Annotated in this window: 11 protein-coding genes; 8 read left to right on the top strand and 3 right to left on the bottom strand. The window is 58.5% G+C overall.

Annotated features, from left to right (window positions below):
- The first annotated feature begins 134 nt into the window (after positions 1-134).
- The 4 genes from Q668_RS09655 to Q668_RS09640 all read left to right on the top strand — a co-directional run bounded on the left by Q668_RS09655 (position 135) and on the right by Q668_RS09640 (position 5,589).
- Positions 135-1,763 (top strand): acyl-CoA synthetase, encoded by a 1,629-nt coding sequence (locus tag Q668_RS09655; RefSeq protein ID WP_022989407.1) that lies wholly within the window; start codon positions 135-137, stop codon positions 1,761-1,763.
- 94 nt (positions 1,764-1,857) lie between these two features.
- Positions 1,858-3,228, top strand: coding sequence for a solute carrier family 23 protein (locus Q668_RS09650; protein WP_022989406.1), 1,371 nt, complete (start codon positions 1,858-1,860; stop codon positions 3,226-3,228).
- A gap of 239 nt (positions 3,229-3,467) precedes the next feature.
- Positions 3,468-4,418 carry a DegV family protein gene (locus Q668_RS09645; protein ID WP_022989405.1) on the top strand — a complete coding sequence of 317 codons (951 nt, stop codon included), beginning with the start codon at positions 3,468-3,470 and terminating at the stop codon, positions 4,416-4,418.
- Between the two features lie 139 nt (positions 4,419-4,557).
- Complete coding sequence (locus Q668_RS09640; protein WP_022989404.1) at positions 4,558-5,589, top strand: hypothetical protein; 1,032 nt, start codon at positions 4,558-4,560, stop codon at positions 5,587-5,589.
- Positions 5,590-5,673: 84 nt separating this feature from the next.
- On the opposite strand, the gene fdxA is transcribed toward Q668_RS09640, so the two are convergent.
- Both fdxA and mutS read right to left on the bottom strand, forming a co-directional pair.
- Positions 5,674-5,997, bottom strand: a complete 324-nt coding sequence (fdxA, locus tag Q668_RS09635; RefSeq protein WP_022989403.1) for a ferredoxin FdxA — start codon at positions 5,995-5,997, stop codon at positions 5,674-5,676.
- 163 nt (positions 5,998-6,160) lie between these two features.
- Positions 6,161-8,785, bottom strand: coding sequence for a DNA mismatch repair protein MutS (gene mutS, locus Q668_RS09630; protein ID WP_022989402.1), 2,625 nt, complete (start codon positions 8,783-8,785; stop codon positions 6,161-6,163).
- 103 nt (positions 8,786-8,888) lie between these two features.
- Between mutS and pncC the strand changes: the two genes are divergently transcribed.
- From pncC to Q668_RS09615, 3 genes are all read left to right on the top strand, one after another.
- Positions 8,889-9,389, top strand: a complete 501-nt coding sequence (gene pncC, locus Q668_RS09625; RefSeq protein WP_022989401.1) for a nicotinamide-nucleotide amidase — start codon at positions 8,889-8,891, stop codon at positions 9,387-9,389.
- Positions 9,390-9,513: 124 nt separating this feature from the next.
- The gene (gene recA, locus Q668_RS09620) at positions 9,514-10,557 is read left to right on the top strand and encodes a recombinase RecA (protein WP_022989400.1); all 1,044 of its coding nucleotides are present in this window, start codon (positions 9,514-9,516) and stop codon (positions 10,555-10,557) included.
- A 22-nt stretch (positions 10,558-10,579) separates the two neighbouring features.
- Positions 10,580-11,041, top strand: coding sequence for a flavodoxin family protein (locus tag Q668_RS09615; RefSeq protein ID WP_022989399.1), 462 nt, complete (start codon positions 10,580-10,582; stop codon positions 11,039-11,041).
- A 20-nt stretch (positions 11,042-11,061) separates the two neighbouring features.
- Here the strand turns inward: Q668_RS09615 and Q668_RS09610 are convergent, their stop codons facing one another.
- The gene (locus tag Q668_RS09610; RefSeq protein WP_022989398.1) at positions 11,062-11,316 is read right to left on the bottom strand and encodes an EAL domain-containing protein; all 255 of its coding nucleotides are present in this window, start codon (positions 11,314-11,316) and stop codon (positions 11,062-11,064) included.
- 155 nt (positions 11,317-11,471) lie between these two features.
- Between Q668_RS09610 and Q668_RS09605 the strand changes: the two genes are divergently transcribed.
- A complete protein-coding gene (locus tag Q668_RS09605; protein WP_022989397.1) occupies positions 11,472-14,945 on the top strand; it encodes an EAL domain-containing protein in 3,474 nt (1,157 codons plus the stop codon).
- Positions 14,946-14,961 lie beyond the last annotated feature (16 nt).

Below are 14,961 nucleotides of genomic sequence, written 5' to 3'. Positions count from 1 at the left end.
GTTCCTATAATACCATGGTAGAGTTTCTAGTATTGATTTCGTTAACTACCATTGTTGTTAATGCAAAGTATAGCTGCTTTGGCGTTTCTACTGAACACGCATAAGAACAACATAAGCATACGAGGACCACACCAATGACTTCGATCTTTGATCAGGGCCTTGAGCCCCGGAACGCAAACTACGCGGTCCAGTCCCCCATTGATTTCATCGAACGTACCGCCAGTGTTTACCCGGATTATCCGGCGATTATTCACGGTGCCATCCGTCGTAACTGGGCCGAAACCTACGATCGCTGCCGCCGGCTGGCGTCTGCCCTGAAGGGCCGCGGAATCAGCCGTGGTGATACCGTTGCGGTGATGCTGCCGAACATTCCGGCCATGGTGGAATGCCACTTTGGTGTGCCGATGATTGGTGCTGTGCTGAACACCCTGAACGTGCGCCTGGATGCCGAAGCCATTGCCTTCATGCTGGAGCATGGTGAAGCAAAGGTGGTGATTGCCGACCGTGAATTCGGTCAGGTGGTCAAAGATGCTGTTCGTCACCTTGAACACAAGCCGCTGGTGATCGATGTTGACGATCCCGAGTACGGTGAAGGCGTTCAGGTAAGCGACCTGGATTACGAAGCCTTCCTGCAGGAGGGTGACCCCGAATACCAGTGGAACTTCCCCGCCGACGAGTGGGATGCGATTTCCCTGAACTACACCTCCGGTACTACCGGTAACCCCAAGGGCGTGGTTTACCACCATCGTGGTGCCTATATTAACTCGCTGGGTAACCAGGCGGTCTGGTCTATGGACATGCACCCGGTGTACCTGTGGACCCTGCCGATGTTCCACTGCAACGGCTGGTGTTTCCCCTGGACCATCACCGCCATGGCCGGCACCCACGTGTGCCTGCGCCGGGTAGACCCTGAGAAAATCCTCAAGCTGATCCGCGATCACCAGGTAACCCACATGTGTGGTGCGCCGATTGTCCTGAACGCGCTGCTGAATGCGTCTCCGGAAGCCAAGGCCGGTATCGACCACGATGTGAAATCCATGACCGCCGGTGCGGCGCCCCCAGCCCAGGTGATTGGTGCCATCGAAGAGATGGGCATCAAAGTGACCCACGTATACGGCCTGACTGAAGTCTACGGCCCGGTTACCGTGTGTGCCTGGAAATCCGAATGGGACGAGTTGCCCCTGCAGGAGCGTGCGAAGGTCAAGGCGCGTCAGGGTGTTCGCTATCACACCCTGGGCGGCACCATGGTGGCCGATCCCAACACCATGCAGCCGGTGCCGAAAGACGGCAAGACCATCGGCGAGATCTTCCTGCGTGGTAACACGGTGATGAAGGGCTACCTGAAGAACCCGAGTGCCACCGAAGAAGCCTTCCGGGGCGGCTGGTTCCACACCGGAGACCTGGCCGTATGGCACGAAGACGGTTACATGGAAATCAAGGACCGCCTGAAAGACATCATCATCTCCGGTGGCGAGAACATCTCTACCATCGAAGTTGAAGATACTCTGTACCGCCACCCGGCGGTGATGGAAGCGGCGGTGGTTGCCCGGCCAGACGAAAAGTGGGGTGAGACTCCCTGCGCCTTCGTAACCCTCAAGCCGGAAGCCGGTAATGTCACTGAAGAAGACATCATCAGCTTTTGTCGCGAGCACCTGGCCCGCTTCAAGGTGCCGAAAACCGTGGTGTTCTCGGAGCTGCCGAAGACATCGACTGGCAAAATCCAGAAGTTCGTACTGCGGGACCAGGCCAAAGAACTGAACTGATCCGGCAAGGCTGCGCCGCCGGGCGCAGCCACACCTCTTTCCACAAAAACAACATTGACTGGCACCCGACACCGGTGTGCCCGGAGGTACTGTTATGCAAATGTTCCACAGAAAAAACGGTGAAGAGCAGCCGTTCTGGCCGGCTGGACCGTTCAAAATCCGTCTGCCGTTTGTTCACTATCGCTGGGAATTCGCGGAGATGGTGCAGGCACTGATCATGTTCGTGGTCAGCCTGGCGATGATTCCCCTGCTGGAAAAATACCTGGGCGTTCCCTACGACGTGGCCTTGGCCTACGTTGTGGTGTGTGGTATCGGCTTCATGCTGCCGGCCCTGCTGGGTGTACCGCTGGTGCCCGGCTGGATTACCCCGGGTATCCCCGTGGTGTTGCTGTTCCTTTCAGATTACGAGCCCGGCCCCGAGGCCATCCAGGCGCTGTTTGCCCTGCAATTCCTGGTGTTCCTGATCTTCCTGTTTCTGGGTGTTACCCGGCTTGGCAGCAAGCTGGTGAACTGGATTCCCCGGTCCATGAAGGGCGGTATTATCATCGGTGCCGGTATTGCTGCACTGATGGGTGAAATCGAAGCCGGCGGCCGCCTGGCCAATACGCCGATCTCCCTGATTGTCGGCGGTCTGGTGTGCCTGTACCTGATGTTCTCCGTTTCCTTCAAAGGCTTTGTGGACAAGAGCAACATTGCCCGCAAGATTGCCAACTACGGCATGGTGCCGGGCATGGTTGTGGCTATCCTGGTGGGCTTTGCCGTTGGCGAGTATGAAGTCCCCGACGTGCAGTGGGGCATCACCAAGCCGGCCTTTGACCAGCTGTGGAACTACCTGCCGTTCAGCGTGGGTTTCCCGGACCTGAACATCTTCCTGTATGCCATTCCGACCGCGGTGATCGCCTATGTCATCGCCTTTGGTGACATCGTGGTGGGTCAATCCCTGATGAGCCGTGTCGACCACCTGCGCAAAGATGAAGACATCGACAACAGCATCGACCGCGCCCACCTGGTAACCGCCATCCGGAACGGTGGCCATGCGTTCTTCGCGCCGTATCCTGGCCTGGCCGGCCCAATCTGGACCGCCGTAACCGCTACTATGGCCGAGCGCTACAAGTATGGCCGTAATGCTATGGATTCCATCTACAGCGGTGGTGGCACCTTCTGGATTACCGGTTTCATTGCGTTGTTCGTGCTGCCGCTGGTGAGCTTCTTCCAGCCGGTGCTGCCGATTGCCCTGTCACTGACCCTGCTGCTGACCGGTTACATCTGTTTGATGGTGGGCCTGGAGCAGCTGGAGAACAACACTGAGCGTGGCATTGCCGGCACCATGGGTGTGGTACTGGCGGTGTACGGCGCAGGCTGGGGCCTGGCCACCGGTGCCATCCTGTACTACCTGATCGAGCGTACTCACTTGTTGAAGTTTACCTCTGACCCGGAAGCGCCGGGCGCCGAGAAGAGCGAGTAATTCTGAACCCGGTGCCGCTGAGCTAGCAGCGGCACCAACCCACTGTGTGTCCTTGGGAGGCTTCGGCCTCCTTTTTTTTGTTTTCGGTTACCGGATTTGTTGTCGTGGGCCTTTTTGTTAACTGCTTCACGGGGCGGCTGAAATTATCGCCGGCATGTGCAAGACTTGTGTCTCCAGAATAATCACAAGAAAGGGTGCTCCCGCCTGAGGAAACACCCGAACCCCGGAGGCTTTTGCACATGCGAGTTGGTTTGATCGTTGATTCCGCCTGTGATCTACCCTATGAATTTTCCCGCAAACACGATCTGTTTGTGCTGCCGGTAACGGCCATTATTGATGGCCAGACTTACATCGATACCCACGATCCTGTGCGTACCCAGGAGTTTTACCAGAGCGGCCTGCTTGATAAGGGCCACCAGGCGGAAACTGAAGCCTTTACCGCAGAGCAGATCCACAACCTGTTCATGGAAAAGATCGTCACCGAGTTTGACGTGGCCATCTGTGAAACCGTCACCCGAAGCCGTAGCCAGATTTTCGATCACGCCTCCGAAGCCATGAACACCGTAATGGCTAACTACGAAGGCGCCCGCAAGGCCGCTGGACGGGAAGGCAAATTCTCCATGCGGGTCATCGACAGTAAGCAGATCTTTGCGGGCCAGGGATTGCTGGCGGCCCACACCCTGCGGCTGATCAACCAGAAAGTCTCCAAGAATGCCCTGCGCCACGAGGTGGAAACCTTCACTGACAAGATCTACACCTGCGTGATTCCCCGAGATCTGCATTATATCCGTGAACGGGCCCGGCGCCGTGGTGACAAGAGCGTATCTGCGATGGCTGCCTTCATGGGCAAGGTGCTGAACATCAACCCGGTGATCTTCGGGCAGGGCGTTGAAGGCAAGCCCGTGGCCAAAACCCGCGACTTCAACGTGGCGGTCGAGAAAGTGATGAATTACGCCATCGGCCGCCTGGAAGCCGGTTTGCTGACACCCTATGTGAGTTTGTCCTGCGGCCTGAGCTGGACTGAGATCGAAGAGCTGCCGGGCCTGAATCGCCTGCGCGATGCCTGTGAAAAGCACGGTGTAGAGTTGCTGTTGTCGCAGATGGGCATTACCAGCTCCATCTACGTTGGCCCCGGCAGCCTGTGCCTGGCGCTGGCGGCGGAACCCCACGAGTTTTCAGACTTCCAGTAACCGTCTGTTTTTGCCGGGCTGGTCGCCGGACTGGCCCATAATCACGGGTCCGCCGGTAATTCCGGCAAACCCCAGCTGCCTGCTTCCGTGTTAGCCTCACCGGCATACTTCAGGAATTCAGCCAAAGGATGCCAGCTCTATGAGCAAAACTGCCCCCAGTCTTGTCGATACCCTGTTTGAAGCCCACGTAAAGCACGAAGTGGCCGCCCTCAAAGGCGCCAAGCTGAAGAAGTTCCTGGAACAGGAAGTGGATGAATTGCTTGGCTATGCCGAAAAAGTGCCGCTGGGCCGGCTGATCAGCCCCGAGCAGGTAATGGGCGTGATCAAGCGCATCGCCGTGAACATGGAACTGGATGCCGGCATTCCGGAACTGGCTGCGGAGATGGCGGCAGAAGTGCTCAAGGCACCGGTTCAGGCAGACACCACGCTGGGCGAAATCCTGTCACGGGAGCAGGCCAGCGGCTTTATCGAAGAGGCCCTGGAGCTGCGCCAGCAGCGGGAGCGGATCATCAGCGAGATCATGGCGCACCCGGTGTACCAGGAGCTGGTGTCGAACGTGGTGTACCACGGGCTGGTGAATTACCTGTATGAAGACAACCTGATTACCCGCTCGGTGCCGGGAGTGGGTTCGGTGATGAAGTTCGGCAAGAAAATGGCCAACAAGGCCGTGCCGGGGCTGGATGAAACCTTCGAACGTCGCATCAAGGCCTGGCTGGCAGAGAGCTTGCCGGGGCTGATTGTACGCAGCGAGCAGTTCCTGCACCGGGCACTGACCGACGATGAATTGCGCGACAGCGTGATGGCGGCCTGGGTATCGCTGGAGAACCAGACCATTGCCGAGCTCCAGGACGGGCTGGGTGAGGTGGAGCTACAGGAGTTTGTGGTACTGGGTTATGACTTCTGGCTGAACTTCCGTAAAACCGCCTACTTTGAAGGTTGCGCCCGGGCCGTGGTCGAGCACCTGTTTGCCAAGTATGGCGACCGACCGGTGATGGACCTGCTGAATGATATTGGGGTGACCCGGGACGTGATTGTTACGGAAATTGCCGAACTGGGCCTGCCGATTATCGATGTGCTGCACAAGGAAGGTTATGTGGAGGCATTGGTGCGCAGAAGGCTGGGAAGCTTCTACAAGTCTGCTGCCGCGAAGAAGTTGCTGGCAGAGGGCTAAGTCGGGCTGCACAGGCCTGATATAAAAAAAGCCGGAAGAGGATCGCTCTTCCGGCTTTTTTGTAGCTGCTGACAGCTTTTGGCCTCAGCGCTCCAGGTACTGGAGCTTGTCGGGCTGGCCGTCCCACTCGTCGGCGTCTGGCAGCGGGTCTTTCTTCTCGGTGATGTTCGGCCACTTGCCGGCCAGGTCCGCGTTGATCTCAACGAAGGCTTCCTGGCCTGCAGGCAGTTCGTCTTCAGAGAAGATGGCTTCCGCCGGGCACTCGGGCTCGCACAGGGCGCAATCGATGCACTCGTCCGGGTCGATCACCAGAAAGTTGGGGCCTTCATAGAAGCAGTCTACCGGACACACTTCCACGCAGTCGGTGTATTTGCACTTGATGCAGTTATCAGTAACGATAAACGCCATAGTCAGATCCCTGGTTCGTAGAACATTCAGTCTCATCAGGAGCCCTGAAAATCCGGCCCCATCTATAATTTTGTGCGCGATATTGTAGGGAGCGGCCCCCGCAGCCGCAAGCGTTGGGCTGCTATAACCTTATTACACAGATCAAGTTTGGCCCAGTTTTCTGTTATTTCTTCAATAATGCCCGCAGTTCATACAGCTGGTTCAGGGCCTCCCGGGGCGACAGGCCATCAACATCCAGCTGCTGTAAGGCCTCTTCCACCGCGCTTGGCTCCGCCATGGCGAACATATCACCCTGATAAACCGTTTCCGCGCTGGTCGGTTGTTTGACGGCTTTCGGCGCCGGTTCATGCACATGCTCCGGGGCCGGCGCTGAGGGGCTGGCACTGCCTTCCAGGTGTGCCAGCTGGGCCTTGGCGTTACGGATAACATCCTGTGGCACGCCGGCCAGCTTGGCCACCTGCAAACCATAGCTCTGGCTGGCGGGGCCGTCATGCACATTGTGCAGGAACACGATGGAATCATCATGTTCGGTGGCGGTCAGGTGCACGTTCACCGCATGTTCCAGGTCATCCGCCAGTTGCGTCAGCTCGAAGTAGTGGGTGGCGAACAGGGTGTAGCAGCGAATGTCCTTCGCCAGGTGCTCTGCCGTGGCCCAGGCCAGCGACAGGCCGTCGAAGGTGCTGGTGCCCCGGCCCACTTCGTCCATAAGCACCAGGCTGTGTTCGGTGGCGTTGTGCAGGATGTTGGCGGTTTCGGTCATCTCCACCATAAACGTAGAGCGGCCACCGGCGATGTCGTCGGAAGAACCCATACGGGTGAAGATCCGGTCTACCGGCCCCAGTACCGCCCGGTTGGCGGGCACGAAACTGCCGGTGTAGGCCAGCAGGGCAATCAGGGCGGCCTGGCGCATGTAGGTGGACTTACCACCCATGTTCGGGCCGGTAATCACCAGCATCCGGCGTTTGGCATCCATCAGCAGGTTGTTGGGTACGAAGGGCTCGTCCAGTAGCTGTTCCACCACCGGATGGCGGCCTTCTTCCACATCAAAGCCGGGCTGGTCGGTAAACTCCGGTGCGGTAAAGCGCAGGCTGGTGGCGCGCTCGGCAAAGTTACTCAGTACATCCAGCTCAGCCAGGGCCTGGGCGGCATCCTGCAGCGGCGCCAGTTGTTCGGCGACGGTTTCCAAGACGTCGTCATACAGGCCTTTTTCCCGGGCCAGGGCGCGGCTCTTGGCGCTCAGGGCCTTGTCTTCGAACTCTTTCAGCTCGGGCGTGATGAAGCGCTCGGCGTTTTTCAGGGTTTGGCGGCGAATGTAATCCACCGGCGCCTGGGCAGACTGGGCCCGACTGATTTCAATGTAATAACCGTGTACCCGGTTGTAGCCCACTTTCAGGGTGGAGATGCCGGTGCGCTCACGCTCCCGGGTTTCCACATCCAGCAGGTATTGACCTGCGTTCTCGCTGATGTTGCGCAACTCGTCCAGCTCTTCATCGAAGCCCTCGGCGATCACGCCGCCCTCGCGGATTACCACCGGCGGGTTTTCGATAATGGCCCGCTCCAGCAAGTCAGCAAGCTCCGGGTATTCGCCAATGGTTCCGGCCAGCCGGGCTACATGGCTGGAACTAACGGGCTTCAGGACTTCCTGAAGCTCCGGCAGGGTCTGGAAAGCATCCCGCAGGCGGGCGAGGTCCCGGGGCCGGGCAGAGCGCAGGGCTACCCGGGCCAGGATCCGTTCGATGTCGCCCACACGCTTGAGCAGGTCGTGCACCGGTTCATAGTGAAAACCGTCCAGCAGGGCCGAGACTGACTGCTGGCGTTGCTGAACCACTTCCACATTCCGCAGCGGGCGGTTCAGCCAGCGGCGCAATTCCCGGGCACCCATGGCGGTGGCCGTGCGGTCCATCACCCAGGCCAGGGTGTATTGCTGGCCGCCCATCAGGTTGGTGTCGATTTCCAGGTTACGGCGGCTGGCGGCATCCAGAATCACTGCGTCTTCCCGGCGCTCCCGGGTCAGTTTGCGAATGTGGGGCAGGGCGGTGCGCTGGGTTTCCCGGGCGTACTGCAGCAGGCAGCCGGCGGCACAAATGGCCAGGTGCAGGTCTTCGCAGCCAAAACCGGTGAGGTCACGCACCTGTAGCTGCTGGGTAATCACCCGCCGGGCCGAATCCAGCTCGAACAGCCAGGGGCCTTGCCGGCGGACACCGGTGAAGCCTTCCAGCAGGTCACCGAAAGGAAAGTCTTCGCTGATCAGGATCTCGGCCGGGCGTAGCCGCTGCAGTTCCCCCTGCAGGGCTTCCAGGTTGTCAAGTTCAGACACCGCAAAGCGACCACTGGAAATATCCAGCGAGGCAAAGCCGAACTGCTCTTTATGGCTGAAAATAGCCGCCAGCAGGTTGTCGCGGCGGTCTTCCAGGAAGGCTTCATCGCTGAGGGTGCCGGGGGTAACAATGCGCACCACCTTCCGTTCCACCGGCCCCTTACTGGTGGCCGGATCGCCAATCTGTTCGGCAATGGCAATGGATTGACCCGCGCGCACCATGCGGGCAATGTAACCCTCAGCCGCGTGGAAAGGCACGCCGGCCATGGGAATAGGATTGCCGCCGGACTGCCCCCGGGCGGTCAGGGTAATGTCCAGCAACTCGGCCGCTTTTTTGGCATCGTCGTAAAACAGCTCGTAGAAGTCACCCATGCGGTAGAACACCAGCTCGTTCGGGTGCTCCCGCTTGATCTTCAGGTACTGCTGCATCATGGGAGTATGCTTGGAAAGATCGGTCTGGGTTGCAGGCATGGAAGCGTCCGGTTGATCGTGCGTTTGGGTCAAAGCGGGGATTGTAAGAAAATAACGCCCGGGATGAAACGAAGGGTTTGGCAACAGAAGCTTGGAGACGGCTATGCAAGCAACCGATCAGCAACTGGAAACCGCCGGCAATGCGCTGGGAGACTTGTTGATACAGCAGGGCAGAACCATGGCCACCGCTGAAAGCTGCACCGGTGGCTGGGTGGCCAAGGTGCTGACAGACAGGGCGGGTTCCTCTGCCTATGTGATGGCCGGGTTGGTGACCTACAGCAATGAGGCAAAACAGGCCATTCTGGGCGTAGAAGAAAAGGTGCTGGCCGAGCACGGCGCTGTCAGCGAACCGGTGGTGCGCCAGATGGTGGCCGGTGCCGTTCGCGCCACCGGTGTGGATGTGGCCGTGGCCATCAGCGGCGTCGCCGGCCCTGGCGGCGGCAGCGAGGAAAAGCCGGTAGGCACGGTATGGTTTGCCTGGGGAACCGGCCCGGACAACACACAAACCCGTGTTCAGCACTTTGACGGCGACCGGGAACAGGTCCGCCGGCAATCGGTTTTGTATGTGTTGCAAGGGGTTACGGAGTTTCTGAAAACACTGTGATGTTTTTCACCCCGGCAGGGGTTGGTCTGTGCCAAGGCTTATGTTTTAATACTGTTCAAATATACAGGAAAACACTGGATACACCTCCGGTGTCGTCATATCGAATAGTGAGGGGCAGGTAACAATGGAAGACAACCGCAAGAAAGCACTCAGCGCAGCACTGGGCCAGATTGAACGTCAGTTCGGCAAGGGCGCCGTGATGAAAATGGGCGACCAGCCCCGTGAAGCCATTCCTGCGGTATCCACCGGCTCCCTGGGGCTGGACGTGGCCCTGGGTATCGGTGGCTTGCCGTATGGCCGGATTGTAGAAATCTACGGCCCGGAAAGCTCCGGTAAAACCACCCTGACCCTGCAAGTGATTGCCGAAGCGCAGAAAGCCGGTAAAACCTGTGCCTTCATCGACGCCGAGCACGCACTCGACCCCATCTACGCTGAAAAGCTGGGCGTAAACGTCGACGACCTGCTGGTCTCCCAGCCGGACACCGGCGAGCAGGCCCTGGAAATCGCGGATATGCTGGTACGCTCCAATGCCATCGACGTCATCATCGTCGACTCGGTAGCGGCCCTGACTCCGAAAGCGGAAATTGAAGGCGAAATGGGCGACAGCCACGTAGGCCTGCAGGCCCGTTTGATGTCCCAGGCGCTGCGTAAGCTGACCGGTAACGTGAAGCACGCCAACTGCCTGATGGTGTTCATCAACCAGATTCGTATGAAGATTGGTGTGATGTTCGGCAGCCCAGAGACCACCACCGGCGGTAACGCCCTGAAATTCTACTCTTCCGTACGCCTGGACATCCGCCGCATCGGTGCGGTGAAGGACGGCGACGAAGTGGTAGGTAACGAGACTCGCGTAAAAGTCGTCAAGAACAAGGTGTCGCCGCCGTTCAAACAGGCCGAGTTCCAGATCATGTACGGCAAGGGCATCTACCACATGGCCGAAGTTCTGGACATGGGTGTTAAAGAAGGCTTCGTCGACAAATCCGGTGCCTGGTACGCCTACAACGGCGACAAGATCGGCCAGGGCAAGGCCAATGCCTGCAAGTTCCTGGAAGAGAATATGGACATCGCCAACGAAATCGAAGCCAAGGTTCGTGACAAGCTGATGCCCAAGCCGGTGAAGAAAGAAGCGGCAGAAGCGCCCGCGGAAGCGAACGGTGAATTGCTCTAAGTAAGAACCCGGGAGGCGTTACATGAAGCGACTGTTGATAGTAGCCCATGCACCGTCTCCCAATACCCTGCGGTTACGGGAGTCCGTGGAAAAGGGCGCCCGTAACCCGGATATTGAAGCGGTGGAAGTGGTGGTGAAAGCGCCGCTCGAAGCCGGCCCCGAAGATGTCCTCGCCTGTGACGCCATCATACTTGGCACCACCGAAAACCTCGGCTATATGTCGGGCGCCCTCAAAGACTTCTTTGACCGTAGCTATTACCCCTGCCTGGAGAAAACCCAGGGCCTGCCTTTTACTTTCTATATCCGCGCCGGCCACGACGGCACCGGCACTCGCCGCGCCATAGACAGCATCACCACTGGCCTGCGCTGGAAACTTATCCAAGAACCCCTGCTGTGCCGGGGTGACTACCAGCCCGAATTTTCCGACCAGTGTGAAGAGCTGGGGCTGTTTGTGGCGGCCAGCCTGGATGCCGGAATTATCTGAAAACCCCGGCGCAACGGCGTTTAATCGCTGCTGGCCACCGGTAACAGCTCCGGTAGCTTACTCAACTCCGCCAACGGCATGGGCCTGGCAAACAGATAGCCCTGCAGCATGTCGCAGTTACGGCGCGCCAGGTCGTCCTGTTGCTCCCGGGTTTCAATACCTTCGGCAACCACAATCATATCCATGTGATGGGCCATGGTAATCACACCTTGCACAATGGCCGCCATGCGCCGGTCCGACAGGGTTTTCTGCACAAAGCTGCGGTCCAGCTTCACTTTGTTGCCGGCTGGCTAACAAGCCGCGAACATTCGATCTAAGCTGGAATTTGCAAGATTTTACACTGTTTACATGGCAGTAACGGAACTGGGATTTCACCAGTGCTAGTATCGCCGGCGTTCCGTTAATTCGTTGAGTAAGCAAACTTTGTACTATGACGCAAACCCCCAATGATCTGAGGCTTCAGGCCTGCCTGCTGGTGCTCTTCCTGTGCGGATTCTTTGCCGGGCTGGTGGGCCTGGTGGTTGCCATGTTTCCGATGGTGCCGGTGCCTGAAAGCCTGAGGCTGTCGCTGGAAGGTGCGCTCGCCGTGATTGCGGGCGGTGCGGCCATGACGGCGATATTCTTCCGCAAGCGCATGTGGCAGTTGGTGCTTGGGGTGGTCCTGTTGTTTCTGGGTGGCTACAGCCTGGGCCACAATGTGCTGGCTGGGGCAGAAGATTCCGGGCTGTCGCTGCTAACCGGGGAAGTCCGTCTGAAAACAGTTCCGGCCTTTGCCGTTATGGTGCTGGGGGTGGTGTCGGTTGTCGGGCTGGCCAGTGGCGGCGGGCGACTGGTGGCGTTTCTTGCGGGTTGTTTCGGTCTGCCGGTGGGTGCCTACGCGGTGCTGGAGTATCTGCGGCAGGGTATTACCGGAGACGCGGGCGGTTTTGTGGGCGGGTTTTCGCTGATTGCCGGATTGTTTTGCCTGGGTTTTGGCATTGCGTTGCTGATCCTGGCCCAGCGAGACCCGAACAAGCCCTTCCTGCTGAAGCGGGATGGTGTAACGGCAGGCGTGGTTGGTGTTCTGGGTACGTTTCTGCTTTCGATGATTGCCAGTTGGGGTACTCACGAGGAGCGGCACCAGGCTGCCGCGTCTACGGTTCGTTACTATGCCAGCGAACTTGAGTATGAGCTGAAGTCTTCCGTTGCGGTCATCGACCGGCTGGCTAACCGCTGGGCATCGCTCGATTTCGATGTGCCGGAGATTCTGGAGCAAACCGAGGTGCGGCTCTACTTTAAAGACTTGCCTGCGCTCGAGTCCCTGCTGCTGTTTCGTGAGGGATCCGCACCCTTGTGGCCTCGCAGCCGTGCACCGGAAGACCTGTTGTGGGTAATGGAGCAAACCGTGAACCCCCAGGTGCTGCGTTGGATGCGAAATGCCCGGGAGAATCGCCTGCCCAGTGCCTGGATCTTCCCTGACAAGAGCCGGCCATTTACCGGCATTGCCCTGGTCCGGCCGGAGATGGGAGCCGGGGCGTATTTCCTCGCGGTCTTTGATGTATCGGCTCTGCTGTCCCTTGATTCTTCGGTGAATTACCACGACTACGAAATCCGTATTGAAGGCGTGGATAGCCCGGTCATCCAGACTGCCATGATTAATCACCATGCCGAATTCGAGGTGTTTGAATATCTCCCGGTGAGTATTCCGAACGGGCCTGAGTTGGTGCTAAGTGCCACAGCCGGCCCGGCCTCGATTTTGACCCTGCGGGGCATGTTGCCTCCGGCGCTGTTCGGGTTCGGCGTTCTTATGAGTTACCTGCTGGTGATGGGGCGCAGTCTGTTGAGTGTTCAGAAAGACCAGGCGCGTGAAATTCTCACTGCAGAACAGCGCTTCCGTTCCTTGTTTACCCAATCTCCGGATGCCGTTTTTGCGTTTGACCGTGAGGGCGTTTACCAGGCAGTGAATCCGGCGGCGCAAGAGTTGGTTGGTTTTACCGAGAAGAATATTGGTGTGACCTGCTACCAGGACGTACTTACGTCTGATGCGATCAGTGAAGGCGACTTTGCTGTTTTCGATACCGCCTTCCGAAATGCCGTAGCGGGACACCCCCAGGGGTTTGAGGTTTCCTTTAAAAATGCCAGTGGCGAGATAAGGCTGTTCGATGTTGCCTTCGTTCCCACAGTGGTTGATGGCGAAGTCGTCGGTGTCTTTGCCCTGACCAAGGACGTGACCGAACGGCACGAGGCGCAGGAAGCCCAGCGCATCCTGCAGCGCAGCCTGGAATCCAGCGACAACGCTGTTGTGGTAGTCGATGTGCGGGCGAAAGACCTGCCGGTGGTATTTGCCAACCCGGCCTTTTCCGAGGTGACCGGTTACACCCGGGAGGAAGTCCTCGGTTCCCCGGTACGCCTGCTCACGGGGCCGGCGACCGAGGATGCGGCTATGGAGCAGATTCGCGAAGCGGTCAGGGCAGGCCAGCCCGCTACGGTTATCCTGAAAAGCTATCGCCGGGATGAAACTCCGTTCTGGAATCATGTGTCCCTGGCGCCGGTAAAGAATGATAAGCAGGAGATTACCCACTTTACCGCGATTATGACGGACATCTCCGAGAAGAAAGAACAGGAGCACCGGCTGGCGTACCAGGCCACCCACGATGTGCTGACCGGCCTGGGCAACCGCAGCCTGTTTGAAGACCGGTTGGAGCATGACTTTGCCCTGGCTCGCCGAAACAGCCAGCAGCTGGCGGTGCTGTTTATCGACCTGGACGAATTCAAGCCGATCAATGACACCCTTGGCCACAAGGTGGGTGATGGCCTGTTGATCAGCATTGCCCGGCGGCTGGACAAGGTTACCCGCCCGGAAGATACCCTGGCCCGCTTTGGCGGCGATGAGTTTGTATTGCTGCTGCCGGATCTGACGTCGCCGGCGCAGGCCGAGGAAGTGGCAAACCGTATTCTGGATGAGATTGCAGACCCGCACCAGGTGGGCAGCCACGAGCTGTACATCTCGGCCAGTATCGGTATCAGCCTGCTGGATGAGCATCTGGACAGCCCGGAAAAACTGATACAGCAGGCCGACATGGCCATGTATAAAGCCAAGCAGCAAGGCCGGGATACCTGCGAAGTCTATTCCGAAGACCTGGACACGAAACTGTCCAAGCGGGTGGCCTTGCGTAATGAATTGCAGGAAGCCATCAAAACCGGCCAGCTGTTCCTGAATTACCAGCCCCAGGTGGATCAGGACGGTCACCTTTGCGGCCTGGAGGCGCTGGTTCGATGGAAGCATCCGGAGAAAGGCTTTATCTCACCGGCAGACTTTATTCCCGTAGCCGAGGAAACCGGCCAGATTGCCCACCTGGGTAAGTGGGTAACCACCCAGGCGTGTAAAGATGCACGGCGGTTGCTGGAGATGGGGCTGCTGAAGGGCCGTATGGCGGTGAACCTGTCGCCGCTGCAGTTCCACCGCCCGGGCTTTTTGACAGCGCTCAGGTCGATTCTGGAAGACACCGGTCTTGCGCCGGAACACCTGGAGCTGGAGCTGACCGAAGGCATCCTGATGAAAGACAGCGAAGGCGCCATTGATATTCTCAATGCCCTGAACGGCATGGGGGTTGCCACGGCCATTGATGATTTTGGTACCGGTTTTTCCAGTTTCAGTTACCTGAAAGACCTGCCGGTGGACAACATCAAGATCGACCGCAGCTTTGTAGACAACGTCACCACCAACGAGAAAGACGCGGCGGTGTGCAAGGGTGTGATCACCCTGGCCCGGGAAATGGGGCTGAACGTGGTAGCCGAAGGCGTGGAAACCCAGGAGCAGTTTTGCTACCTGAAGAGCCATGGTTGCGAGAGCTTCCAGGGCTACTACTTTGCCCGGCCCATGGTGTTCGAGGACCTGGTGCAGTGGATTGGAAAAAGCGGGTAAGCGGGCAGGCGGTGGC

The organism is Marinobacter sp. ES-1 (assembly GCF_000475255.1).
Taxonomy (GTDB): domain Bacteria; phylum Pseudomonadota; class Gammaproteobacteria; order Pseudomonadales; family Oleiphilaceae; genus Marinobacter; species Marinobacter vinifirmus.
Note: the sequence above shows the minus strand (reverse complement) of the source record. Positions and strands in the feature narration are given on the sequence as shown.

Excerpts from the sequence above, each read along its gene's own strand:
- recA (WP_022989400.1), top strand. The coding sequence starts at position 9,514 with ATGGAAGACAACCGCAAGAAAGCACTCAGCGCAGCACTGGGCCAGATT.
- Q668_RS09640 (WP_022989404.1), top strand. The coding sequence starts at position 4,558 with ATGAGCAAAACTGCCCCCAGTCTTGTCGATACCCTGTTTGAAGCCCAC.
- Q668_RS09615 (WP_022989399.1), top strand. The coding sequence starts at position 10,580 with ATGAAGCGACTGTTGATAGTAGCCCATGCACCGTCTCCCAATACCCTG.
- Q668_RS09645 (WP_022989405.1), top strand. The coding sequence starts at position 3,468 with ATGCGAGTTGGTTTGATCGTTGATTCCGCCTGTGATCTACCCTATGAA.
- Q668_RS09655 (WP_022989407.1), top strand. The coding sequence starts at position 135 with ATGACTTCGATCTTTGATCAGGGCCTTGAGCCCCGGAACGCAAACTAC.
- Q668_RS09650 (WP_022989406.1), top strand. The coding sequence starts at position 1,858 with ATGCAAATGTTCCACAGAAAAAACGGTGAAGAGCAGCCGTTCTGGCCG.
- Q668_RS09605 (WP_022989397.1), top strand. The coding sequence starts at position 11,472 with ATGACGCAAACCCCCAATGATCTGAGGCTTCAGGCCTGCCTGCTGGTG.
- mutS (WP_022989402.1), bottom strand. The coding sequence starts at position 8,785 with ATGCCTGCAACCCAGACCGATCTTTCCAAGCATACTCCCATGATGCAG.
- pncC (WP_022989401.1), top strand. The coding sequence starts at position 8,889 with ATGCAAGCAACCGATCAGCAACTGGAAACCGCCGGCAATGCGCTGGGA.
- fdxA (WP_022989403.1), bottom strand. The coding sequence starts at position 5,997 with ATGGCGTTTATCGTTACTGATAACTGCATCAAGTGCAAATACACCGAC.